The sequence below is a fragment of the Paraburkholderia rhizosphaerae genome (assembly GCF_004366595.1).
In the GTDB taxonomy this organism is placed as follows: domain Bacteria; phylum Pseudomonadota; class Gammaproteobacteria; order Burkholderiales; family Burkholderiaceae; genus Paraburkholderia; species Paraburkholderia rhizosphaerae.
This window is the reverse complement of the sequence record NZ_SORE01000041.1, coordinates 19,303-40,971: the sequence shown is the minus strand read 5'-3', so window position 1 is coordinate 40,971 and position 21,669 is coordinate 19,303. Positions and strand designations below refer to the sequence as shown.

Sequence of the window (21,669 nt, the reverse complement as noted above, 5' to 3'; positions counted from 1 at the left end):
TCTCTCTCATAGGTTGCGTCCGCAAGTTGTAGTTGCGGACGCAATCGTGGACCTTCTTAAGCTGGCAAGCTAGGTGCGGGGAAATTCGCGCTTACCCTGATCTCCGCGCCCACTTCGCCTGCCAAGCTTGACAGGCGGTTCAATGATGACGAAGGCGGAGCATTCGCAAGGATGCTCCGCCTTCGTTTATGCGGAGCTTGTGGAACTGGGTTGTTGCGATTTGTGCGACACGCGCGCTCGAGATCATTTGCGGATCAGGACTGCGGCACCTGTTGAGCCCCGGCTACGCGGTCAAGGCTGCGCAGGAACGTATCCGCGGACTCATAGCCGACCACACGCAGCACCTCTTTACCGTCCTGGTTAAAGAAGATGATGCCAGGTGGCCCGAAGAGATTGAATCGCTTCAACAGCGCCTGATCGTCGGTATTGTTGGCGGTGACATCGGCGCGCAACAGCTTCAGTTGCTTCAGGCGCGCATTGACACGCGGGTCGCTGAACGTGAACTTCTCCATTTCCTTGCAGCTGACACACCAGTCCGCATAGAAATCGAGCATCGCAGGCTGAGCGGAGGCCTTGACGGCCTGATCAAGTTGACCTGACGAGCTGACCGGCGCGAACGCGAGGTCATGTTGCGCAGCAGCAGCCGTGGTGCCGCTGCCACCCGCTGCGACGCCTACGCCTGCCGCGCGGCTCGCAAGGACCGCGAGGGGACGCAGCGGGTCGGTTGAACCCGCTGCCACGCCGACCAGCAGCACCGCAGCCCAGATCGCGCAAGCGGCGCCAATTCCACGTCCGAAGCCGCGCCAGAGAGAACCGCCACCGGGTTGTTGCGGTGAGAACAGTCCTAATGCGGCGGCGGCAATCAGCAACCAAAGCACGCTCAACAGCATCTGCGCGGTGCCGCCGAGAACCGGCCAGACGATCCACAGCGCCGCGGCAAGCAGGAGTACGCCGAAAAACACCTTCACGCTGTCCATCCAGGCGCCCGCACGCGGCAAAAACGTACCGGCGCCCAGGCCAATGATGAGCAGCGGCACGCCGAGCCCAATTCCCATCGAAAACAGTGCGGCACCGCCGAGCGCAGCGTTACCGGTATGAGCGATAAATGCGAGCACCGCAAACAGCGGCGCCGTCATGCAGGCGCCGACGACGAGCGCCGACAGCGCGCCCATCACCGCGACGGCGGCGAATTTTCCGCCCGAACGCCGCTCCGACGCTTTCGACACGCGGTTTTGCCAACGTTGAGGCAGCACGATATCCATGCCGGCGATCAGCGTCAGCGCGAACACCGTCAACAGAATGGCAAAGGCGCCGAGTACCCACGGGTTCTGCAGCCACGCGCCGAGACTCTGTCCTACCAGCGCCGCAGCGATACCGAGCGCCGTGTAGACCAGCGCCATGCCGATCACGTATGACAGCGACAAACCGAAGCCACGTGCACGGGTGACCCGCCCCCCTTCGCCGATGATGATGGCCGAAAGAATCGGAATCATCGGGTATGAACACGGCAGCAAACTCAGCACGATACCTGCAACGAAGTACAACCCGACGATCGCGAAGAATCCACCACGTTGCAATAGAGATTGCGCGTAGTCGGCGCTTGTCGCGCGTTCGTACCAGTTGCTATCAGCGGATGAGTCGGTGGGTAGCGCCGACTGCGTGGCATGAGTCGTCGTTGTCCCGGCGGCGGTTGCAGGTTGCAGCGCCGCGCCACTCACATGATAGATACGCTCCATCGGCGGATAGCAAATGCCCGCGTCCGCGCAACCTTGCGACGTCACCGCCAGATCGAATGGCCCCGCTGCATTCTTGATCGGGATACGGATGGTCAGATCGCCGCGATAGGTCTCGACATTCTTCTGGAAGGTCTCGTCGAATTTCACATGACCTGCCGGCAGCTGCGGGTCACCGATTGCCGACGTACCGTTGCGAACCGCGTACGAAAAGCGTTCGCGATACATGTAGTAACCGTCGGCGATCTTGTAGTGCACGTCGACTTGGCCCGGCTGTTCTGTTGCGCTGAACTTGAACGCGACGGCGGGATCGAGAAAGTCGTCTGCGGCGCGCGCCGCGCCAACGGAAAGCAACGCGATAAGCAGACCCGCGAAGAGCAGCTTGGCGACACACAGAACATCGCGTGCGGACGAATTCAGGCCGTTATACATGGATGGAACGTTGAGTCTCTGCGTTGACCCACTGCCCGTATGCGGCTGACGCGATCGCCTGCCACGAAAGGATTTCCGGGGTCTCGTAAGGATGATGCGAAAGAATGAACTGCTCGAGTTCCTGCGCGCGAGCAACACTCGTTTTGAACAGCAACTGGACTTCATCGGCCGATTCAAGCTTGCCGTGCCAGTGAAAACTGGACCGCACCGCGCCAAGTTGCGTCGCGCACGCGGCCAGACGAGCCCCGAGAATGTCCGACGTGAGCTTTTCTGCAGTCGTCGTGTCGGGCACCGTGGTCAACATCAGGATCACGTTCATGGTTACCGACGCCCCCTCCGGCCGTACTAAATCCGCTGCCGCTATCGTATCACCTTGGTCAATTGGGCTCCGGATGCAAGTGGACGATCAGCCGTTCGGCCTATCGGCCATTTGGAAGCGCTCAAAACAAAAAACCAGGCACAAGGCCTGGTTTTTGTCTTTTGTTCGTATCAGCCGACGGTGAGCTTATTCCGCTTCAACGACGTTTTCTTCTTCAGCCGGTTCCGGACGATCGAGCAGTTCGACCAGCGCCATCGGTGCATTGTCGCCAACACGGAAACCGAACTTCAGGATCCGCAGATAACCACCTGGACGGTTTGCAAAACGCGGGCCGAGCACGTCGAAGAGCTTCGTGACGGAGTCGCGATCGCGCAGGCGGTTGAATGCCAGACGACGGTTCGCGAGCGACGGCTTTTTGCCGAGCGTGATCAGCGGTTCGACGACTTTACGGAGTTCCTTCGCCTTCGGCAGTGTGGTCTTGATGACTTCGTGCTCGATCAGCGAGTTGGACATATTACGGAGCATTGCCAGACGGTGGCTGCTCGTGCGGTTCAGTTTCCGCAGGCCATGACGGTGACGCATTTCAATTTCCTTGATTCAAAGTTTTGATCCAGCTCTTCTATCGCACCGGGTTCATTTGAACAAACAGTGCACGGGCCGGTAGAAAAAACGGCAAGACGCGGATTTTAAAGGAAAATCCGCGTCTTTACCAGTCGCGGGGCAGCTATGGCTACTTACTGCCTGCTGCCAATGTTGCTGCGATTTACTTGTCGAGACCAGCCGGCGGCCAGTTTTCGAGCTTCATGCCGAGCGTCAAACCGCGCGAAGCGAGCACTTCCTTGATTTCGTTCAGCGACTTGCGGCCCAGATTCGGCGTCTTCAACAGTTCGTTTTCGGTGCGCTGGATCAGGTCGCCGATGTAGTAAATGTTTTCGGCCTTCAGGCAGTTCGCCGAACGGACCGTCAACTCGAGGTCGTCGACCGGACGCAGCAGGATCGGATCGATCTGCGGCGCACGCGACGGCGCTTCTGCTGCGGCTTCCGTGCCTTCCAGTGCAGCGAACACCGACAGTTGATCGACCAGAATGCGCGCCGACTGGCGAATCGCTTCTTCCGGCGAAATCACACCGTTGGTTTCGATGTTCATCACGAGCTTGTCGAGGTCGGTACGCTGCTCGACACGCGCGCTTTCCACGGCGTAGCTGACGCGGCGAACCGGCGAGAACGATGCGTCCAGAACGATGCGGCCGATGATCTTCGCCGACTCTTCACCGTAACGCCGCACGTTGCCCGGCACATAGCCACGGCCTTTCTCGACCTTGATCTGCACGTCGAGCTTGCCGCCCTTCGACAGATGCGCAATCACGTGATCCGGATTGATCACTTCACAATCGTGTGCGAGTTCGATATCGCCCGCGGTGACGACGCCTTCACCTTCCTTGCGCAGTGTAACCGTCACTTCGTCACGGTTATGCAGCTTGAACACCACACCCTTCAGGTTCAGCAACAGGTTGACCACGTCTTCCTGCACACCGTCGAGCGTCGAGTACTCATGCACGACGCCTGCGATCGTCACTTCGGTCGGCGCGTAGCCGATCATCGACGAAAGCAGCACGCGCCGAAGCGCGTTACCCAAGGTGTGCCCATAGCCGCGTTCGAACGGCTCCATGACCACCTTCGCGTGGCTCTCGCCCAGCGATTCCACAGCGATAATCTTGGGTTTCAACAAACTGGTTTGCATAGGTTTTCCTTTTCAATACCCTCGGCTCGTTACACCGATAAGGCTGACCGGTAACAACCTGAAAATAAACAGCCGAGGCGCCCCCTTGCGCAACGCAATCAGGGTACCCCGGCCGTCAATCCGATTAGCGCGAATACAATTCGACGATCAGGCTTTCGTTGATATCGCCAGCGATGTCGCTACGTTCCGGCATCTGCTTGAACGTGCCTTCGAATTTCTTCGAATCGACAGACACCCAGCTCGGCATACCGCCTTGCTCAGCCAGCGAGACCGCTTCAAGAATGCGAGCCTGCTTTTTCGCCTGCTCGCGCACTGCGACCACGTCGCCAGCCTTCACTTGTAGCGACGGAATGTTCGCGACCGAGCCGTTCACGGTGATCGCCTTGTGGCTCACCAGCTGACGCGCTTCAGCGCGCGTCGAGCCGAAGCCCATGCGATACACCACGTTGTCGAGGCGCGACTCAAGCAGTTGCAACAGGTTTTCGCCCGTGTTGCCCTTGCGACGATCGGCTTCGGCGAAATAGCGACGGAATTGACGCTCGAGAACGCCGTAGATCCGCTTCACTTTTTGCTTTTCGCGCAGCTGCGTGCCGTAGTCGGACGTACGCGCGCCCGACGTGCGGCCGTGCTGGCCCGGCTTGCTGTCGAGTTTGCACTTGTCAGCGAGTGAACGACGGGCGCTCTTCAGGAACAGATCAGTGCCTTCACGGCGAGACAGCTTGGCTTTAGGGCCGATATAGCGTGCCACGTTGCTTTCCTTCTATGTTTGATCACGTGAACTTCCGTTCACGCTAGTCCGAACCCTTTGGGTCGAACGGTGGGCTTAGTCAATTCAATAACGCAAGCGGCCTGTCGCCGCCGATGCCACAACCGGCGGAAACAGGCGCAAGCGATCGCGCGTCTTAGATACGACGGCGCTTCGGCGGACGGCAACCGTTGTGCGGAACCGGCGTCACGTCGGAGATCGCGGTGATCTTGATACCAAGACCATGCAGCGCGCGCACCGCGGACTCACGGCCAGGGCCCGGGCCCTTGATCCGCACTTCGAGGTTCTTAACGCCGTATTCCATCGCCACACGGCCAGCCGATTCGGCCGCCACCTGAGCTGCAAACGGGGTCGACTTACGCGAACCCTTGAAGCCCTGACCACCCGAGGTCGCCCAGGCAAGCGCATTGCCCTGGCGATCGGTGATCGTGATGATGGTGTTGTTGAACGACGCGTGAACGTGAACCACGCCCTCGGCGACGTTCTTCTTGACCTTCTTGCGAACGCGTTGCGCCGCGGTGTTGTTCGAAGCCTTAGCCATACGTTTTCCTGTAACTGTCAGTCTCGCTTACTTCTTCAGCGATTGCGCTGCGCGACGCGGACCCTTACGCGTGCGCGCATTGGTACGCGTACGCTGACCGCGCAGGGGCAGGCCCTTGCGATGGCGCACGCCGCGGTAGCAGCCGAGGTCCATCAGGCGCTTGATGTTCATCGTCGTCTCGCGACGCAGATCACCTTCGACGATGTACTTGCCGACTTCTTCACGCAGCTTTTCGAGATCTGCGTCGTTCAGGTCTTTGACCTTCTTCGAAAATGCCACACCAGCGGCTTCGCAGATAATGCGCGAGCGCGTGCGGCCAATACCGTAAATAGCCGTCAGGCCGATTTCGGTATGCTGGTGGTTCGGGATATTCACCCCTGCGATACGAGCCATTGTTTTTCCTCAAACAAAAAGCGCAAGCAAAAGCGCGTCGTTCAGCCTTGACGCTGTTTGTGGCGCGGATCAGAGCTGCAAATCACGCGCACAACGCCTTTGCGCTTGATGATCTTGCAATTGCGGCAGATGCGCTTAACCGATGCCATCACTTTCATGATATTACCCTTTTTTCAAATCACTTCGCCCGGAACACGATCCGCGCACGCGACAGATCGTAAGGCGTCAACTCAACCGTCACCTTGTCGCCCGGCAGGATACGGATGTAGTGCATCCGCATCTTTCCGGAGATGTGTCCCAATACGACATGGCCGTTCTCCAGCTTTACCCTGAAGGTAGCGTTAGGCAGGTTTTCAATCACTTCACCCTGCATCTGGATGACATCGTCTTTGGCCATAAGTCCTTTAGCGCATTGGGACGCCGCCGCCTTTGAAATTGGCTTTCTTCAGCAGCGATTCATACTGTTGCGACATAACGTACGACTGCACCTGCGCCATGAAGTCCATGGTGACGACGACGATGATCAGCAGCGACGTTCCACCAAAATAAAACGGCACGTTCCAGCGCAGCACCAAAAATTCGGGCAGCAGGCAAACGAACACGATATAGATCGCACCGGCCAGCGTCAGACGCGTGAGAATCCGGTCGATATACCGCGCGGTTTGGTCGCCCGGACGGATACCCGGGACGAATGCGCCACTCTTCTTCAGGTTGTCGGCCGTTTCCCTGCTGTTGAACACCAACGCGGTGTAGAAGAAGCAGAAGAAGACGATCGCCAACGCATACAACAACACATACACAGGTTGGCCGGGTTTGAGCGCTTCGGCCACGTTGTGCAGCGTGTCGGCAAACCAGCCACCACTCGTCGATCCAGAGCTGAACCAGCTCAGAATCGTTGCCGGGAACAGGATGATCGACGATGCGAAGATCGGCGGAATCACGCCCGACATATTCAATTTCAGCGGCAAATGCGACGACTGGCCACCGTAAATCTTGTTGCCCACCTGCCGCTTCGCGTAGTTCACCAGAATCTTGCGCTGACCGCGTTCGATGAACACCACCACATACGTCACAGCTGCAATCAACGCGACTACGATAATTGCGGAGATGATCGACATCGAGCCGGTACGGACCAGTTCGAAGAGGCCACCGATCGCATTCGGGAATCCCGCAGCAATCCCACCGAAAATGATGATCGAAATGCCGTTGCCCAGACCACGCTCGGTGATCTGCTCACCTAGCCACATCAGGAACATCGTACCGGTCACCAACGTCACCACTGTCGTCAGGCGAAACACCATGCCTGGATCAATCACGAGGCCCGGTTGATTCTCAAGCGCCACCGCAATGCCGAAAGCCTGGAACGTCGCAAGCACTACAGTGAACACGCGCGTGTATTGCGTGATCTTCCGCTGCCCGGCCTGCCCTTCCTTTTTCAGCGCCTCCAGCTGCGGCGACACGATTGCCAGCAGCTGCATGATGATCGATGCCGAGATGTACGGCATGATCCCCAGTGCAAACACCGTGAATCGCGAAAGCGCGCCACCCGAGAACATGTTGAACATGCCCAGGATGCCGCCCGCCTGGCTCTGGAACAACTTCGCCAGTTGATCCGGGTCGATACCCGGCACCGGAATATGCGCGCCGATACGGTAGACAACCAACGCCAGGAGCAAAAATACCGCCCTCCGGCGCAGGTCGCCGAACTTCGCTGCGCTGCGACCGGGTTTTGCGAGACTCGGACTGTTAGCCAAGTACCTTCTCCGATGCAAATGCTAGTGACGGCAATCGACTTGCTCGTTACTCGGCAAAAGAGCCGCCCGCTGCTTCAATCGCAGCACGCGCGCCCTTCGTCGCACCCAAACCCTTCACGACGATCTTGCGCTTCAGCTCGCCCGTCGCGATGATCTTGGCGCTCCTGGTCAACTCACCGACCAGCCCGGCTTGCTTCAACGCCAGCAGATCGATTTCGTCGACCGGCAGCTTCTCGAGATCGCCCAACCGCACTTCACCGACGAATTCCTTCGTCAGCGACGTGAAGCCGCGCTTCGGCAGACGACGCTGCAGAGGCATTTGACCGCCTTCGAAGCCGACCTTGTGGAAGCCGCCCGAACGCGATTTCTGACCCTTGTGACCACGACCCGCGGTCTTGCCGAGGCCGGAGCCGATGCCGCGACCAACGCGACGCTTTGCGTGCTTCGCGCCTTCTGCCGGCTTCAGGTTATTCAATTCCATTATCAACTCCTTGAGTACCCGATCAGCCGCTTAGCCGATGACCTTAACGAGGTACGAGACCTTGTTGATCATGCCGCGCACAGCCGGCGTGTCCTGCAGTTCGCTGACCGAGTTGAGTCGGCGCAGGCCCAAGCCGCGCACCGTTGCACGGTGCGATTCGCGGGTGCCGATCAGGCTCTTGACGAGCTGAACCTTCACAGTTTTTTCAGACATCGTGCCCACCTTTAGCCCAGAATATCTTCGACGGACTTACCACGCTTGGCCGCGATATCAGCCGGCGTGGACTGCTTGCGCAGACCATCGAGAGTCGCACGAACGAGGTTGTACGGGTTCGTCGATCCGTGGCTCTTTGCCACGACGTTCTGCACACCCATCACGTCGAACACCGCGCGCATCGGCCCGCCAGCGATCACGCCAGTACCGTCCTTCGCCGGAGCGAGGAGTACCATCGAGGCGCCATGCTTACCGTGCACTTCGTGTTGCAGCGTGCCGTTCTTGAGCGGCACCTTGAACATGTTCCGGCGCGCCTGTTCCATCGCCTTCTGGACAGCAACCGGCACTTCCTTCGCCTTGCCTTTGCCCATACCGACACGGCCATCGCCGTCGCCAACCACGGTCAGTGCAGCGAAGCCAAGAATCCGGCCACCCTTCACCACCTTGGTCACGCGGTTGACCGAGATCATCTTTTCGCGAAGGCCGTCGTCGCGTTCGTCAGCCTGAACTTTCGCTTGCATCTTTGCCATGACGAATTCCTTCCCTTAGAACTTGAGCCCGGCTTCGCGCGCCGCATCAGCCAGCGCCTTCACGCGGCCGTGGTAGCGGAAACCCGAGCGGTCGAAGGCGACGGATTCGATGCCGGCAGCCTTGGCCTTTTCAGCAATACGCTTGCCGATCAGGGTCGCAGCAGCAACATTGCCACCCTTACCCGACGCATCAGCGAGCTGCGCACGCACTTCAGCTTCAAGCGTCGACGCGCTAGCCAGCACCTTCGTGCCGCACGGCGAGAACACTTGCGCATAGATGTGCGTGTTCGTGCGATGAACAGCCAGGCGTGCGACCTGCAGCTCAGCGATCTTGAGACGCGTCTGACGAGCGCGGCGCAGGCGAGATTGAGTCTTATCCATGATTGCGCACCCTTACTTCTTCTTCGTTTCTTTGAGGATCACGACCTCGTCGGCATAGCGCACACCCTTGCCCTTATAGGGCTCAGGCGGACGGTAACCGCGCACTTCCGCGGCAACCTGGCCGACCTTCTGCTTGTCGATCCCCTTGATCACGATTTCCGTTTGCGACGGGGTTTCAGCCTTCACGCCTTCCGGCATCTGGTGCACCACCGGGTGCGAGAAACCCAGCGACAGATTCAGCTTGTCGCCTTGCGCTTGCGCACGATACCCAACGCCAACCAGCGTCAGCTTGCGCTCGAAACCCTTGGTAACGCCGTTCACCATGTTTGCAACCAGTGCGCGCATCGTGCCCGACATCGCATTTGCTTCGCGGCTCTCGTCAACCGGCTCGAACTTCACCGTGCCGTTGTCGTTCACCACCTTCACCAGGCGATTCGCGTTTTGCGAGATCGTACCCAGCGGGCCCTTGACGGTAATACGCTCGTCGCTGACAGCCACTTCGGCGCCTTTCAGCACGATCGGGCTTTTACCTACTCGAGACATGTTTCTCTCTCCTTTCGGTCTTAAGCGACGTAGCAGATGACTTCACCGCCCACGCCAGTCGCGCGCGCCTTGCGGTCCGTCATCACACCCTTCGGCGTCGACACGATCGCGACGCCGAGGCCGTTCATGACCTGCGGAATTTCATTGCGGCCACGGTACACACGCAGGCCGGGCTTCGACACGCGCTCAAGGCGTTCGATAACCGGACGACCCGCGTAGTACTTCAGAGCGATGTTCAGCTCCGTCTTCGCGCCCTCGGACTTCACTGCGAAGTCCTCGATGTAACCTTCGTCCTTCAGGACCTGCGCGATCGCAATCTTGACCTTCGACGAGGGCATTGTCACCGAAACTTTCTCGACCATCTGCGCATTGCGGATGCGAGTCAGCATATCGGCGATAGGATCACTCATGCTCATCTTATGTTTCTCCTATTACCAGCTCGCCTTGGTCAGGCCAGGGATCTCGCCACGGAACGCGATTTCGCGAATCTTGTTGCGAGCCAGCCCAAATTTACGGAACGTGCCACGCGGACGACCCGTGATCGCGCAACGGTTGCGTTGACGCGTCGGGTTCGCATTGCGAGGCAGTTGTTGCAGGTCCAGACGAGCTGCATAACGCTCTTCGTCCGACTTGCTCGCGTCGTCGATGATCGCCTTCAGCTCTGCGCGCTTGCCCGCGTACTTCGCGACGAGGCGCGCACGCTTCTTCTCACGTTCGATCAGTGCCAGTTTAGCCACGGTAACCTCAGTTTCTGAACGGGAACTTGAAGCTGGCGAGCAGTGCCTTTGCTTCGTCGTCGGTCTTCGCCGTCGTCGTGATGCTGATGTTCAGCCCACGCAGCGCGTCGATTTTGTCGTAGTCGATTTCGGGGAAAATGATCTGCTCTTTCACACCGATGTTGTAGTTACCACGACCATCGAATGCACGGCCCGACACGCCACGGAAGTCGCGCACACGCGGGAGCGCAACCGTCACAAAACGGTCGAGAAATTCGTACATCGCCTGGCCACGCAGCGTGACCATCGCACCGATCGGATAACCCTGGCGAATCTTGAAGCCCGCGATTGCCTTACGCGCTTTCGTGATCACCGGCTTCTGACCCGCGATCTTCGTCAGATCGCCAACGGCGTTCTCGATGATCTTCTTGTCAGCGACGGCTTCGCCAAGACCCATGTTCAGCGTGATCTTGGTGATGCGCGGCACTTCCATGACGGACTTGTAGCCGAACTTCTCGATCAGGCCAGGAACAACCTTCTCTTTATAAAATTCTTGCAAACGTGCCATTTTTTACTCCGCAGCGTCAGGCGCCAAGCGTGGCACCGGTCGTCTTCAGGAAACGAACTTTCTTGTCCCCTTCGACCTTGATGCCAACACGCGACGGCTTGCCATTCGCGTCGACGAGAGCGACGTTCGAGATGTGCAGCGGCATAGCCTTCGCCTCCACACCACCCGTCGTACCCTTCATCGGGTTCGGCTTCACATGCTTCTTGGCGATGTTGATGCCCTCGACCGTCACCCGCTCTTCGCCAACGGCCAGCACAACACCGCGCTTGCCCTTGTCCTTGCCGGTCGTGACGATGACTTCGTCGCCTTTGCGAATCTTGTTCATCTCGGCTCCTTACAGCACTTCCGGCGCGAGCGAAACGATCTTCATGAAACGTTCGCTACGCAGCTCACGCGTGACCGGCCCGAAAATACGGGTACCGATAGGCTCAAGCTTGGTATTCAAAAGCACGGCGGCGTTGCCGTCGAACTTGATCAGCGAGCCGTCTTGACGGCGCACACCCTTGGCGGTGCGGACCACCACGGCGTTATAGATTTCGCCTTTCTTCACGCGCCCGCGCGGCGTTGCCTCTTTGACGCTCACCTTGATGATGTCGCCGATGCTGGCATAACGACGCTTCGAGCCGCCGAGCACCTTGATGCACATGACTTCACGCGCACCCGTGTTGTCGGCCACTTCAAGCCGAGTTTCGGTCTGGATCATGGTTTACTTTTCCCAACTTAATCCGATTGCACCACCATGGCGCATCCGGTCAGTCTTGGTCCCGTCAGCCGTGCGGCTGCTTGGGTAAGAACAGGCAGCGACGGCAAACGAAACCCGCCATCGCAATCCGGTGAATCTTTCGGCTTGGGCTGACGCCCGAACCATCTTCCCACCAGGGTTTCCACCTACGATTCGCCCGCTGTTTTGCCAACTGCAGGCCACAGCTGGGCCCCCATAACGAGGGAAGACCGAGATTATAACAAATAATCCCGGTCTCGCAAGCGAAATCTACTGCGATTTCAACTACTTCTACGACTCGGTGACGAGTCGCGGCCGCGTTAGATGATGCGCGCGGCCTCGACGAGACGCGATACCGTCCAGGCCTTTGTCTTCGAAATCGGACGGGTTTCCTGGATTTCAACGAGGTCGCCCTCGTTAAAGGTGTTCGCTTCGTCGTGAGCGTGGTACTTCTTCGACCGCACGACATACTTGCCGTAGATCGGGTGCTTGACGCGGTGCTCGACCAGCACGGTGACCGTCTTGTCCATCTTGTTGCTGACGACCTTGCCGACCAGCGTCCGCTTAAGCGAGGTTTTTACGCTATCGTTCATTTCTGGTTCGCCTTCTCAGTCAGGACGGTCCGCACACGTGCGATGTCGCGACGGACCTTCTTCAGCTGGCTCGTATTCGTGAGCTGCTGGGTCGCGAGTTGCATGCGCAGGCCGAATTGCGCCTTCAACAGGTCCGACAGCTCCTTGTTGAGCGCGGCCTTATCTTTCTGGTGAAGTTCAGAAGCCTTCATCAATCACTCCTTAGGCGCCAAGCTGACGAACGATGAAGGTCGTCTTCAACGGCAGCTTCGCTGCAGCCAGACGGAACGCCTCGCGTGCCAGTTCTTCGGTTACGCCGTCCATTTCGTACAGCATCTTGCCCGGTTGGATCTCAGCGACGTAGTACTCCGGGTTACCTTTACCGTTACCCATACGTACTTCAGCCGGCTTTTGCGAGATCGGCTTGTCCGGGAAAATGCGGATCCAGATGCGGCCGCCGCGCTTGATGTGACGCGTCATTGCACGACGCGCCGCTTCGATTTGACGCGCGGTCAGTCGGCCGCGACCGATAGCCTTCAGACCGTATTCACCGAACGACACCGCGTTGCCACGCGTCGCCACACCGGTATTACGACCCTTCTGCTCTTTGCGGTACTTCCTGCGTTTCGGTTGCAGCATGGTTATTCTCCACTCTTGCCGTCGCCGCCGGCGCCAGCACCGCCACGACGGGGACCGCCACGGCGCGCGCCTGCCGGGCCGCCGCCTTCACCGTCACGACGCGGACGGCGATCGCCACCCGGACGTGCGTTGCGACGCGGACGCTTTTCTTCGGCTACTTCTTCCACCACCGGTGCATCGTTACGACCAAGCGTGTCGCCCTTGTAGACCCACACCTTCACGCCGATGATGCCGTACGTCGTCTTTGCTTCCGACGTTGCGTAGTCGATATCGGCACGCAGCGTGTGAAGCGGCACGCGACCTTCGCGATACCACTCGGTGCGAGCGATTTCGATGCCGTTCAGACGGCCGGCGCTCATGATCTTGATGCCTTGAGCACCCAGACGCATCGCGTTCTGCATCGCACGCTTCATCGCGCGGCGGAACATGATCCGGCGCTCGAGCTGCTGCGTGATCGAATCGGCGATCAGTTGCGCGTCGGTTTCCGGCTTGCGAATTTCTTCGATGTTGACGTGCACTGGAACGCCCATGCGCTTCTGCAGTTCCGACTTCAACAGTTCGATGTCTTCGCCCTTCTTACCGATCACCACACCCGGACGCGAGCTGAAAATCGTAATGCGCGCGTTCTTCGCCGGGCGCTCGATGACCACGCGGCCAACCGAAGCGTTCTTCAGCTTCTTCTTCAGGTATTCACGTACACCGATGTCTTCCTGCAACATCGCCGCGAAATTGTTGTTGCTCGCGTACCAACGCGACGCCCAATTGCGGCTGACGGCCAAACGGAAGCCAGTCGGATGAATTTTCTGTCCCATCGTATGACCCCTTAATTCCCGACCGTCACAGTGATGTGACAGGATTGCTTCTCAATGCGGTTGCCGCGGCCTTTCGCGCGCGCGGTAAAACGCTTGAGCGATGCAGCCTTGTCGACGTAGATGCTCGTGATCTTGAGCTCGTCGATGTCGGCGCCTTCGTTGTGCTCCGCATTCGCGATCGCCGACAGCACGACCTTCTTCACGATGCCAGCCGCCTTCTTCGGCGAGAACGTGAGAACGTTCAGCGCCTTGTCGACCGGCAAACCGCGGATCTGGTCAGCCACAAGGCGCGTCTTCTGCGCCGAGATGCGGGCACCGCGATGAATTGCTTTCACTTCCATCTTGATTGCCCCTTATTTCTTGGCCTTCTTGTCGGCCGCGTGACCCTTGAACGTACGGGTCAATGCGAACTCGCCAAGCTTGTGGCCGACCATGTTTTCCGTGACATACACCGGAACGTGTTGACGGCCGTTGTGAACGGCGATCGTCAGGCCGATGAAGTCCGGCAGAATCGTCGAGCGACGCGACCAGGTCTTGATAGGCTTCTTGTCGCGCGTTGCTGCAGCCGCCTCAACTTTCTTCAGCAAATGGGCGTCGCAGAACGGACCTTTTTTGATTGAACGTGCCATTGCCTACTCCTTAACGCTTATGACGGCGCTGGACGATCATGCTCGTCGTGCGCTTGTTGCTGCGGGTGCGGTAGCCCTTCGTCGGCGTACCCCACGGGCTCACCGGATGGCGACCTGCTGCCGTCTTACCTTCACCACCACCGTGCGGGTGATCGATCGGGTTCATTGCAACGCCGCGCACCGTCGGGCGGATACCGCGCCAGCGGTTCGCGCCTGCCTTACCGATTTGACGGAGGCTGTGCTCTTCGTTGCCCACTTCACCGATCGTCGCGCGGCACTCCACGTGCACGCGGCGAATTTCACCCGAGCGCAGGCGAACCTGTGCGTAGGTACCTTCACGGGCCATCAGCATCGCCGAGGTGCCCGCCGAACGCGCCAGTTGCGCGCCTTTGCCCGGCAGCATTTCGACGCAATGAATCGTCGTACCGACCGGAATATTGCGGATCGGCAGCGTGTTACCCGCGCGGATCGGAGCTTCGGAGCCGGACAGCAGCTGTTGGCCAACCGTCACACCCTTCGGCGCGATGATGTAGCGACGCTCACCATCTGCGTACAACAGCAGCGCGATGTGCGCGCTACGGTTCGGGTCATATTCCAGACGCTCCACCTTCGCGGCAATCCCGTCCTTGGTGCGACGGAAGTCGATGACGCGATAGTGCTGCTTGTGACCACCGCCTTGATGGCGCGTGGTGATGTGACCGTTGTTGTTACGGCCTGCCTTCGACTTTTGCGTGTCGAGCAGCGGTGCGTAGGGCTTGCCTTTGTGCAAGTCCTTGTTCACCACCTTGACCATCGCACGGCGACCCGGCGAAGTCGGCTTAACTTTCACGAGCGCCATGATTACTTGGCCTCCGCTTCAAAGTTGATTTCCTGGCCGGGCTTCAGGCAGACGTACGCTTTCTTCACGTCCTTGCGCTTGCCCATGAAGCGGCCAAAGCGCTTTGCCTTGCCCTTCTGAACCAGCACGTTGACGGAATCGACTTCTACCTTGAACAGCAGCTCGACAGCAGCCTTCACTTCCTGCTTCGTGGCGTCCGGTGCAACCTCGAACACGACTTGCTCGTTCTTGTCGGCCACCAGCGTCGCCTTTTCGGAGATCACCGGCGCGAGCAGGACCTGCATCAAACGATGATCGTTTTTGCGAATCTCGCTCATGACAGCAACTCCTCGATCTGGGCGACCGCAGCCTTCGTGATCAACACTTTCTTGAAGTAGATCAGCGACAGCGGGTCGGCATAACGCGGCTCGACAACCGCCACGTGGGCGAGGTTGCGCGACGCGAGGTACAGGTTCTCGTCAACCGTATCGGTGATGACCAACACGGACTCGAGACCCATTGCCTTGAATTTCTGGGCCAGCAGCTTGGTCTTCGGTGCTTCGAGCGTCAGCTCATCGACCACCGAAATACGGCCTTCACGGGCCAGCTGCGAGAAGATCGAGCAGAGACCTGCGCGATGCATCTTCTTGTTGACCTTGTGCGAGAAGTTTTCTTCCGGCGAGTTCGGGAAAATGCGACCACCGCCACGCCACAACGGGCTCGACGTCATACCGGAACGTGCACGGCCCGTCCCCTTCTGACGCCACGGCTTCTTCGTCGAGTGCTTGACCTGTTCGCGGTCTTTCTGCGCACGGTTACCGCTGCGAGCGTTGGCCTGATAAGCGACCACGATCTGGTGGATCAGCGCTTCGTTGTAGTCACGGCCGAACACGACGTCCGACGCGGTGACTGCCGCACCTTCCTGACCATCGGCATTCAGGAGCTTAAGTTCCATTATTTCGCTCCTTTCGCAGCAGGCGCCTTCACAGCCGGCGTCACAAAAACCTTGCCGCCCTTCGCGCCCGGAACGGCACCCTTGACGAGCAGCAGCTTGCGGTCAGCGTCGATACGAGCGATTTCGAGGTTCTGCACCGTGACCGTCTCGTCACCCATGTGACCGGTCATGCGCTTACCCGGGAACACACGACCCGGGTCCTGCGCCATACCGATCGAACCCGGCACGTTGTGCGAACGCGAGTTACCGTGCGATGCACGGTTCGACTTGAAATTGTGACGCTTGATCGTACCGGCGTAGCCCTTACCGATCGACGTGCCTTGCACGTCCACCTTCTGGCCTACTTCGAACAGATCCGGACCAACGATTGCGCCATTCGACAGCTCGGCTGCCTTGGCTGCATCGATGCGGAATTCCTTGAGAATTTCACCAGCTTGAACGCCAGCTTTGGCGAGATGACCTGCGAGCGGCTTCGTCACACGCGACGCACGACGCGTGCCGAATGCAACCTGAACAGCCGTGTAGCCGTCGGTTTCAACAGTCTTGATCTGCGTCACGCGGTTGTCGGACACGTCCAGCACGGTGACGGGAATCGAATCCCCTTCTGCCGTGAAGATACGGGTCATGCCAACCTTGCGACCTACGAGTCCAAGGCTCATCGTTTTCTCCATTCCCGACTGCGATTGGTCGGGGCTAATTTACAAAATGCCGTGTTTCCAGGCGCCTGACAGTGCGAACTGCCGTGCGCGAACTACCACGACTTTTTTGCGCGAATGCGCGAAAAGCCTTGCATTATAGCGAGGCTTTTCGTTTTCCGCAAGCAATCAAAGACTTAGCGGCACCCGTACAGCCAGGTGCCCTGAGAGGCTTATTGCAGCTTGATCTCGACGTCCACGCCTGCCGGCAAGTCGAGCTTCATCAGCGCGTCGACGGTCTTGTCCGTCGGGTCGACGATGTCCATCAGACGCAAGTGCGTGCGAATTTCGAGCTGATCGCGCGACGTCTTGTTGACGTGCGGCGAGCGCAGGATGTCGAAACGCTGGATGCGGGTCGGCAGCGGCACCGGACCACGAACGATTGCGCCAGTCCGCTTCGCGGTGTCGACAATTTCAGCGGCCGACTGGTCGATCAGACGGTAGTCGAAAGCTTTCAGGCGAATACGGATTTTCTGGTTCTGCATGGCAATTCCTTGAAAAGAGCGAGGCGATATTGCATCGCCAATGAGTAAAAGAACGAGGGGCGAGGACTTCCGCGAGAGCGGGCACCCTCACCCCGGGCACCATCTACTGCTTACAGCAAACCAGCGATTTTACTCGATGATCTTGGCGACGACACCGGCGCCGACGGTACGGCCACCTTCACGGATGGCGAAACGCAGACCTTCTTCCATCGCGATCGGCGCAATCAGCTTCACCGTGATCGACACGTTGTCGCCCGGCATCACCATTTCCTTGTCCTTCGGCAGCTCGATCGAGCCCGTCACGTCCGTCGTACGGAAGTAGAACTGCGGACGGTAGTTGTTGAAGAACGGCGTGTGACGACCGCCCTCATCCTTGCTCAGCACGTACACTTCAGCCGTGAAGTGCGTGTGCGGCGTGATCGAACCCGGCTTGGCCAGCACCTGGCCACGCTCCACGTCTTCACGCTTCGTGCCGCGCAGCAGGATACCCACGTTGTCGCCCGCCTGACCCTGGTCGAGCAGCTTGCGGAACATTTCCACGCCCGTGCACGTCGTCTTCGCCGTCGGCTTGATCCCGACGATCTCGATTTCCTCGCCAACCTTGATCACGCCACGCTCGACACGACCCGTCACCACCGTACCGCGACCCGAGATCGAGAACACGTCTTCCACCGGCATCAGGAACGCGCCATCCACCGCGCGCTCCGGCGTCGGGATGTACGTGTCCAGCGCGTCGGCCAGGTTCATGATCGCCACTTCGCCCAGCTCGCCCTTGTCGCCTTCCAGCGCCAGCTTCGCCGAACCCTTGATGATCGGCGTGTCGTCGCCCGGGAAGTCGTACTTCGACAGCAGCTCGCGCACTTCCATTTCCACCAGCTCGAGCAGTTCCGCGTCGTCCACCATGTCGCACTTGTTCAGGAACACGATGATGTACGGCACGCCCACCTGACGCGCCAGCAGGATGTGCTCGCGCGTTTGCGGCATCGGGCCGTCAGCGGCCGAGCACACCAGGATTGCGCCGTCCATCTGCGCCGCACCCGTGATCATGTTCTTCACGTAGTCCGCGTGACCCGGGCAGTCAACGTGTGCGTAGTGGCGGTTCGCCGTCTCGTACTCCACGTGCGCCGTGTTGATCGTGATGCCGCGCGCCTTTTCTTCCGGCGCCGCGTCGATCTGGTCGTACGCCTTCGCTTCCCCGCCGAACTTCGCGGTCAGCACCGTCGTGATCGCCGCCGTCAGCGTGGTCTTGCCGTGGTCAACGTGACCGATCGTGCCCACGTTCACGTGCGGCTTGGTCCGCTCGAATTTACCTTTAGCCATGTTTCTCTTCTTTCAAAAAAGTTGATCGGCGCTTGCGTTGCCGAATGATTACTTCGCCTTCGCGTTGATGATCGCTTCGGAGACGTTACGCGGTGCTTCGGCGTAGTGCTTGAACTCCATCGTATACGTTGCGCGGCCCTGCGTGAGCGAGCGCAGCGACGTCGAGTAGCCAAACATTTCCGACAGCGGCACTTCTGCGCGGACGATCTTGCCGCCACCGACCATGTCTTCCATGCCCTGCACGATACCGCGACGGCCCGACAGGTCGCCCATCACGTTACCCATGTAGTCTTCCGGCGTTTCCACTTCGACGGCCATCATCGGCTCGAGAATCACCGGGCTCGCCTTGCGCATCGCTTCCTTGAACGCCATCGAACCGGCCATGCGGAACGCGTTTTCGTTCGAGTCAACGTCGTGGTACGAACCGAACGTCAGATGCACCTTCACGTCGACGACCGGGAAGCCTGCCAGAACACCGGCCTTCAGCGTTTCCTGGATGCCCTTGTCGACCGCCGGAATGTATTCGCGAGGAATCACACCACCCTTGATCTCGTCGAGGAACGTGTAGCCCTTGCCCTGCTCGTTCGGCTCAAGCGTGATGACCGCGTGGCCGTACTGACCGCGACCACCCGACTGCTTGACGAACTTGCCTTCGACATCCGCGGCCGTCGCGCGGATCGTCTCGCGGTACGCAACCTGCGGCTTGCCGACGGTCGCTTCCACGCCGAATTCACGCTTCATCCGGTCAACCAGAATTTCGAGGTGCAGCTCGCCCATGCCCGAAATGATGGTCTGGCCCGACTCTTCGTCCGTTTGAACGCGGAACGACGGATCTTCCTGCGCCAGACGATTCAGCGCCATGCCCATCTTTTCCTGGTCAGGCTTCGTCTTCGGCTCGACAGCCTGCGAAATCACCGGCTCCGGGAACACCATGCGCTCGAGCACGATCGGGTTGGCCGGATCGCACAGCGTATCGCCGGTGGTTGCTTCCTTCAGGCCGACCGCCGCGGCGATATCGCCCGCGCGCACTTCCTTGATTTCTTCGCGCTGGTTCGCGTGCATCTGCAGAATACGACCGAGGCGCTCCTTCTTGCCCTTCGTCGAATTCATCACGGTGTCGCCCGAATTCACGACGCCCGAATAGACACGGAAGAAGATCAGCTGGCCGACGAACGGGTCGGTCATGATCTTGAATGCGAGCGACGAGAACTTTTCTTCATCGGACGCCTGACGCTCCGCAGCCTCGCCGCTTTCGAGTTCACCCTTGACCGGCGGAATATCGACCGGCGACGGCAGGAAATCGATCACCGCGTCGAGCATGCGTTGCACGCCCTTGTTCTTGAACGCGGTACCGCACAGCATCGGCTGGATTTCGCAAGCGATCGTGCGATCGCGCAGCGCCTTGACGATCTCGGCTTCGCTCAGCTCTTCGCCGCCGAGGTACTTTTCCATCAACTCTTCGCTGGCTTCAGCGGCCGACTCGATCATCTTTTCGCGCCACTCGTTGCAGGTGTCAACGAGTTCAGCCGGAATGTCGATGTAATCGAACTTCGTGCCTTGGGACGCTTCGTCCCAAATGATCGCTTTCATTTTCAGCAGATCGACGACGCCCTTGAAGTTCTCTTCCGCGCCGATCGGCACCACCACCGGAACCGGGTTTGCCTTAAGACGAGTCTTCAGCTGGTCGTAGACCTTGAAGAAGTTCGCGCCGGTGCGGTCCATCTTGTTGACGAACGCGAGACGCGGCACCTTGTACTTGTTTGCCTGGCGCCACACGGTTTCGGACTGCGGCTGCACACCGCCCACCGCGCAGTAGACCATGCATGCACCGTCGAGCACGCGCATCGAGCGCTCGACTTCGATCGTGAAGTCGACGTGTCCCGGCGTGTCGATGATGTTGATCCGGTGTTCCGGATAGTTGCCGCCCATGCCCTTCCAGAACGCGGTCGTAGCAGCGGACGTAATGGTGATGCCGCGCTCCTGTTCCTGCTCCATCCAGTCCATGGTTGCAGCGCCGTCGTGCACTTCGCCAATCTTGTGGTTCACGCCGGTGTAAAACAGAATGCGCTCGGTCGTCGTCGTTTTGCCGGCGTCGATGTGAGCGCTAATACCGATGTTGCGGTAGCGCTCGATAGGTGTCTTGCGAGCCACTTTGATCTCTCTATGGGAATGACGCGACGAGGAGTGAAATACCCGCGCGCCCTAACACAAACGGGCGAGGCGCCTGTTTAGCGCACCCGCCCGGAATTTCTTTCCGTTATTGACTGCTACCCGGGGTCGGGATGCTTAGAAACGGAAATGCGAGAACGCCTTATTAGCTTCCGCCATCCGGTGGACTTCGTCCCGCTTCTTCATTGCGCCACCGCGGCCTTCAGCGGCTTCCGACAGTTCACCCGCCAGACGCAACGCCATCGACTTTTCACTGCGCTTCTTCGCGGCCTCACGCAACCAGCGCATCGCCAATGCCATACGACGCGACGGACGCACTTCGACCGGAACCTGATAGTTCGCACCACCAACGCGGCGGCTCTTCACTTCGACCACCGGCTTAACGTTGTTGAGCGCTACCGTGAACACTTCCAGCGGGTCCTTGCCACCCTTGGTCTGGATCTGTTCGAAAGCGCCGTACACGATGCGCTCGGCAACCGACTTCTTGCCTGACAGCATCAGCACGTTCATGAATTTTGCTACATCAACATTACCGAATTTCGGATCCGGCAACACTTCCCGCTTGGGGACTTCGCGACGACGCGGCATGTTTCTTCCTTTACCTTTTCAGTTGGAGCGACGCTTGATGCGCGCCCAGCTCCGCGGCCACCAACTAACCCGATTCATCTTCTGAGACTTACCAGCCTGGTCGGGTGACCACTTACTCGACAGCACCGGCAATCCGGCACCACCGCCAATAACGCC

General features: G+C 59.2%; 34 protein-coding genes. All 34 read right to left on the bottom strand.

From position 1 onward, the window contains the following. Positions 1–254: 254 nt before the first annotated feature. On the bottom strand, positions 255–2,165 hold the full coding sequence (gene dsbD, locus BX592_RS31920; RefSeq protein WP_134197260.1) for a protein-disulfide reductase DsbD: 1,911 nt from the start codon (positions 2,163–2,165) through the stop codon (positions 255–257). Beyond that, complete coding sequence (gene cutA, locus BX592_RS31915; protein WP_134197259.1) at positions 2,158–2,484, bottom strand: divalent-cation tolerance protein CutA; 327 nt, start codon at positions 2,482–2,484, stop codon at positions 2,158–2,160. The genes dsbD and cutA overlap by 8 nt, the downstream gene beginning before the upstream one ends. 186 nt (positions 2,485–2,670) lie before the next feature. Next, on the bottom strand, positions 2,671–3,066 hold the full coding sequence (gene rplQ / locus BX592_RS31910) for a 50S ribosomal protein L17 (protein ID WP_134197258.1): 396 nt from the start codon (positions 3,064–3,066) through the stop codon (positions 2,671–2,673). Between the two features lie 181 nt (positions 3,067–3,247). Continuing rightward, positions 3,248–4,225, bottom strand: coding sequence for a DNA-directed RNA polymerase subunit alpha (locus BX592_RS31905; RefSeq protein WP_027199071.1), 978 nt, complete (start codon positions 4,223–4,225; stop codon positions 3,248–3,250). A 124-nt stretch (positions 4,226–4,349) separates the two neighbouring features. Next, on the bottom strand, positions 4,350–4,973 hold the full coding sequence (rpsD, locus tag BX592_RS31900; RefSeq protein ID WP_134197257.1) for a 30S ribosomal protein S4: 624 nt from the start codon (positions 4,971–4,973) through the stop codon (positions 4,350–4,352). 154 nt (positions 4,974–5,127) lie between these two features. Continuing rightward, positions 5,128–5,532, bottom strand: a complete 405-nt coding sequence (rpsK, locus tag BX592_RS31895; RefSeq protein ID WP_017777173.1) for a 30S ribosomal protein S11 — start codon at positions 5,530–5,532, stop codon at positions 5,128–5,130. Positions 5,533–5,559: 27 nt separating this feature from the next. Beyond that, complete coding sequence (gene rpsM, locus BX592_RS31890) at positions 5,560–5,925, bottom strand: 30S ribosomal protein S13 (protein ID WP_075158339.1); 366 nt, start codon at positions 5,923–5,925, stop codon at positions 5,560–5,562. 41 nt (positions 5,926–5,966) lie between these two features. Then, entirely contained in the window at positions 5,967–6,083 is a 117-nt protein-coding gene (gene rpmJ / locus BX592_RS31885) for a 50S ribosomal protein L36 (RefSeq protein ID WP_004199844.1), read from the bottom strand. Positions 6,084–6,103: 20 nt separating this feature from the next. Beyond that, positions 6,104–6,322, bottom strand: coding sequence for a translation initiation factor IF-1 (infA, locus tag BX592_RS31880; protein ID WP_004521905.1), 219 nt, complete (start codon positions 6,320–6,322; stop codon positions 6,104–6,106). A gap of 7 nt (positions 6,323–6,329) precedes the next feature. Then, positions 6,330–7,679 (bottom strand): preprotein translocase subunit SecY, encoded by a 1,350-nt coding sequence (gene secY / locus BX592_RS31875; protein WP_134197256.1) that lies wholly within the window; start codon positions 7,677–7,679, stop codon positions 6,330–6,332. 46 nt (positions 7,680–7,725) lie between these two features. Next, the gene (gene rplO / locus BX592_RS31870; RefSeq protein WP_134197255.1) at positions 7,726–8,160 is read right to left on the bottom strand and encodes a 50S ribosomal protein L15; all 435 of its coding nucleotides are present in this window, start codon (positions 8,158–8,160) and stop codon (positions 7,726–7,728) included. 30 nt (positions 8,161–8,190) lie between these two features. After that, on the bottom strand, positions 8,191–8,373 hold the full coding sequence (gene rpmD / locus BX592_RS31865) for a 50S ribosomal protein L30 (RefSeq protein ID WP_004202755.1): 183 nt from the start codon (positions 8,371–8,373) through the stop codon (positions 8,191–8,193). Positions 8,374–8,384: 11 nt separating this feature from the next. After that, a complete protein-coding gene (rpsE, locus tag BX592_RS31860) occupies positions 8,385–8,903 on the bottom strand; it encodes a 30S ribosomal protein S5 (RefSeq protein ID WP_134197254.1) in 519 nt (172 codons plus the stop codon). Positions 8,904–8,918: 15 nt separating this feature from the next. Further along, the gene (gene rplR / locus BX592_RS31855; RefSeq protein ID WP_134197253.1) at positions 8,919–9,284 is read right to left on the bottom strand and encodes a 50S ribosomal protein L18; all 366 of its coding nucleotides are present in this window, start codon (positions 9,282–9,284) and stop codon (positions 8,919–8,921) included. A 12-nt stretch (positions 9,285–9,296) separates the two neighbouring features. After that, the gene (rplF, locus tag BX592_RS31850) at positions 9,297–9,827 is read right to left on the bottom strand and encodes a 50S ribosomal protein L6 (protein WP_134197252.1); all 531 of its coding nucleotides are present in this window, start codon (positions 9,825–9,827) and stop codon (positions 9,297–9,299) included. A 20-nt stretch (positions 9,828–9,847) separates the two neighbouring features. Continuing rightward, positions 9,848–10,243, bottom strand: a complete 396-nt coding sequence (rpsH, locus tag BX592_RS31845; RefSeq protein WP_134197251.1) for a 30S ribosomal protein S8 — start codon at positions 10,241–10,243, stop codon at positions 9,848–9,850. A gap of 15 nt (positions 10,244–10,258) precedes the next feature. Continuing rightward, entirely contained in the window at positions 10,259–10,564 is a 306-nt protein-coding gene (rpsN, locus tag BX592_RS31840; RefSeq protein WP_134197250.1) for a 30S ribosomal protein S14, read from the bottom strand. 7 nt (positions 10,565–10,571) lie between these two features. Beyond that, entirely contained in the window at positions 10,572–11,111 is a 540-nt protein-coding gene (gene rplE / locus BX592_RS31835) for a 50S ribosomal protein L5 (protein ID WP_006052214.1), read from the bottom strand. A 16-nt stretch (positions 11,112–11,127) separates the two neighbouring features. Then, positions 11,128–11,436: a 50S ribosomal protein L24 gene (gene rplX / locus BX592_RS31830; RefSeq protein WP_134197249.1), complete on the bottom strand. Its 309-nt coding sequence runs from the start codon at positions 11,434–11,436 to the stop codon at positions 11,128–11,130. 9 nt (positions 11,437–11,445) lie between these two features. Further along, positions 11,446–11,814 (bottom strand): 50S ribosomal protein L14, encoded by a 369-nt coding sequence (gene rplN, locus BX592_RS31825; protein WP_028213345.1) that lies wholly within the window; start codon positions 11,812–11,814, stop codon positions 11,446–11,448. Positions 11,815–12,152: 338 nt separating this feature from the next. After that, the gene (gene rpsQ / locus BX592_RS31820; protein ID WP_134197248.1) at positions 12,153–12,425 is read right to left on the bottom strand and encodes a 30S ribosomal protein S17; all 273 of its coding nucleotides are present in this window, start codon (positions 12,423–12,425) and stop codon (positions 12,153–12,155) included. Next, positions 12,422–12,616 carry a 50S ribosomal protein L29 gene (gene rpmC / locus BX592_RS31815; protein WP_075159014.1) on the bottom strand — a complete coding sequence of 65 codons (195 nt, stop codon included), beginning with the start codon at positions 12,614–12,616 and terminating at the stop codon, positions 12,422–12,424. The genes rpsQ and rpmC overlap by 4 nt, the downstream gene beginning before the upstream one ends. A gap of 10 nt (positions 12,617–12,626) precedes the next feature. Next, the gene (gene rplP / locus BX592_RS31810; protein WP_075158347.1) at positions 12,627–13,043 is read right to left on the bottom strand and encodes a 50S ribosomal protein L16; all 417 of its coding nucleotides are present in this window, start codon (positions 13,041–13,043) and stop codon (positions 12,627–12,629) included. 2 nt (positions 13,044–13,045) lie between these two features. Beyond that, on the bottom strand, positions 13,046–13,855 hold the full coding sequence (gene rpsC / locus BX592_RS31805; protein ID WP_134197247.1) for a 30S ribosomal protein S3: 810 nt from the start codon (positions 13,853–13,855) through the stop codon (positions 13,046–13,048). An 11-nt stretch (positions 13,856–13,866) separates the two neighbouring features. Beyond that, positions 13,867–14,196: a 50S ribosomal protein L22 gene (gene rplV / locus BX592_RS31800; RefSeq protein WP_007730533.1), complete on the bottom strand. Its 330-nt coding sequence runs from the start codon at positions 14,194–14,196 to the stop codon at positions 13,867–13,869. Between the two features lie 12 nt (positions 14,197–14,208). Continuing rightward, on the bottom strand, positions 14,209–14,484 hold the full coding sequence (rpsS, locus tag BX592_RS31795) for a 30S ribosomal protein S19 (protein WP_027797286.1): 276 nt from the start codon (positions 14,482–14,484) through the stop codon (positions 14,209–14,211). A 10-nt stretch (positions 14,485–14,494) separates the two neighbouring features. Next, the gene (rplB, locus tag BX592_RS31790; RefSeq protein WP_134197246.1) at positions 14,495–15,322 is read right to left on the bottom strand and encodes a 50S ribosomal protein L2; all 828 of its coding nucleotides are present in this window, start codon (positions 15,320–15,322) and stop codon (positions 14,495–14,497) included. Positions 15,323–15,324: 2 nt separating this feature from the next. Continuing rightward, positions 15,325–15,639 carry a 50S ribosomal protein L23 gene (gene rplW, locus BX592_RS31785; RefSeq protein WP_075158350.1) on the bottom strand — a complete coding sequence of 105 codons (315 nt, stop codon included), beginning with the start codon at positions 15,637–15,639 and terminating at the stop codon, positions 15,325–15,327. Continuing rightward, positions 15,636–16,256 (bottom strand): 50S ribosomal protein L4, encoded by a 621-nt coding sequence (rplD, locus tag BX592_RS31780; protein WP_134197245.1) that lies wholly within the window; start codon positions 16,254–16,256, stop codon positions 15,636–15,638. Before rplD ends, rplW begins: the two co-directional genes overlap by 4 nt. Beyond that, positions 16,256–16,915 (bottom strand): 50S ribosomal protein L3, encoded by a 660-nt coding sequence (rplC, locus tag BX592_RS31775; RefSeq protein ID WP_134197244.1) that lies wholly within the window; start codon positions 16,913–16,915, stop codon positions 16,256–16,258. Before rplC ends, rplD begins: the two co-directional genes overlap by 1 nt. Before the next feature lie 209 nt (positions 16,916–17,124). Then, a complete protein-coding gene (gene rpsJ, locus BX592_RS31770) occupies positions 17,125–17,436 on the bottom strand; it encodes a 30S ribosomal protein S10 (protein ID WP_017777154.1) in 312 nt (103 codons plus the stop codon). 129 nt (positions 17,437–17,565) lie between these two features. Beyond that, positions 17,566–18,756: an elongation factor Tu gene (tuf, locus tag BX592_RS31765; protein WP_134197232.1), complete on the bottom strand. Its 1,191-nt coding sequence runs from the start codon at positions 18,754–18,756 to the stop codon at positions 17,566–17,568. Positions 18,757–18,804: 48 nt separating this feature from the next. Then, the gene (gene fusA / locus BX592_RS31760; protein ID WP_134197243.1) at positions 18,805–20,907 is read right to left on the bottom strand and encodes an elongation factor G; all 2,103 of its coding nucleotides are present in this window, start codon (positions 20,905–20,907) and stop codon (positions 18,805–18,807) included. A gap of 135 nt (positions 20,908–21,042) precedes the next feature. Beyond that, entirely contained in the window at positions 21,043–21,513 is a 471-nt protein-coding gene (gene rpsG / locus BX592_RS31755) for a 30S ribosomal protein S7 (RefSeq protein WP_006053291.1), read from the bottom strand. Positions 21,514–21,669 lie beyond the last annotated feature (156 nt).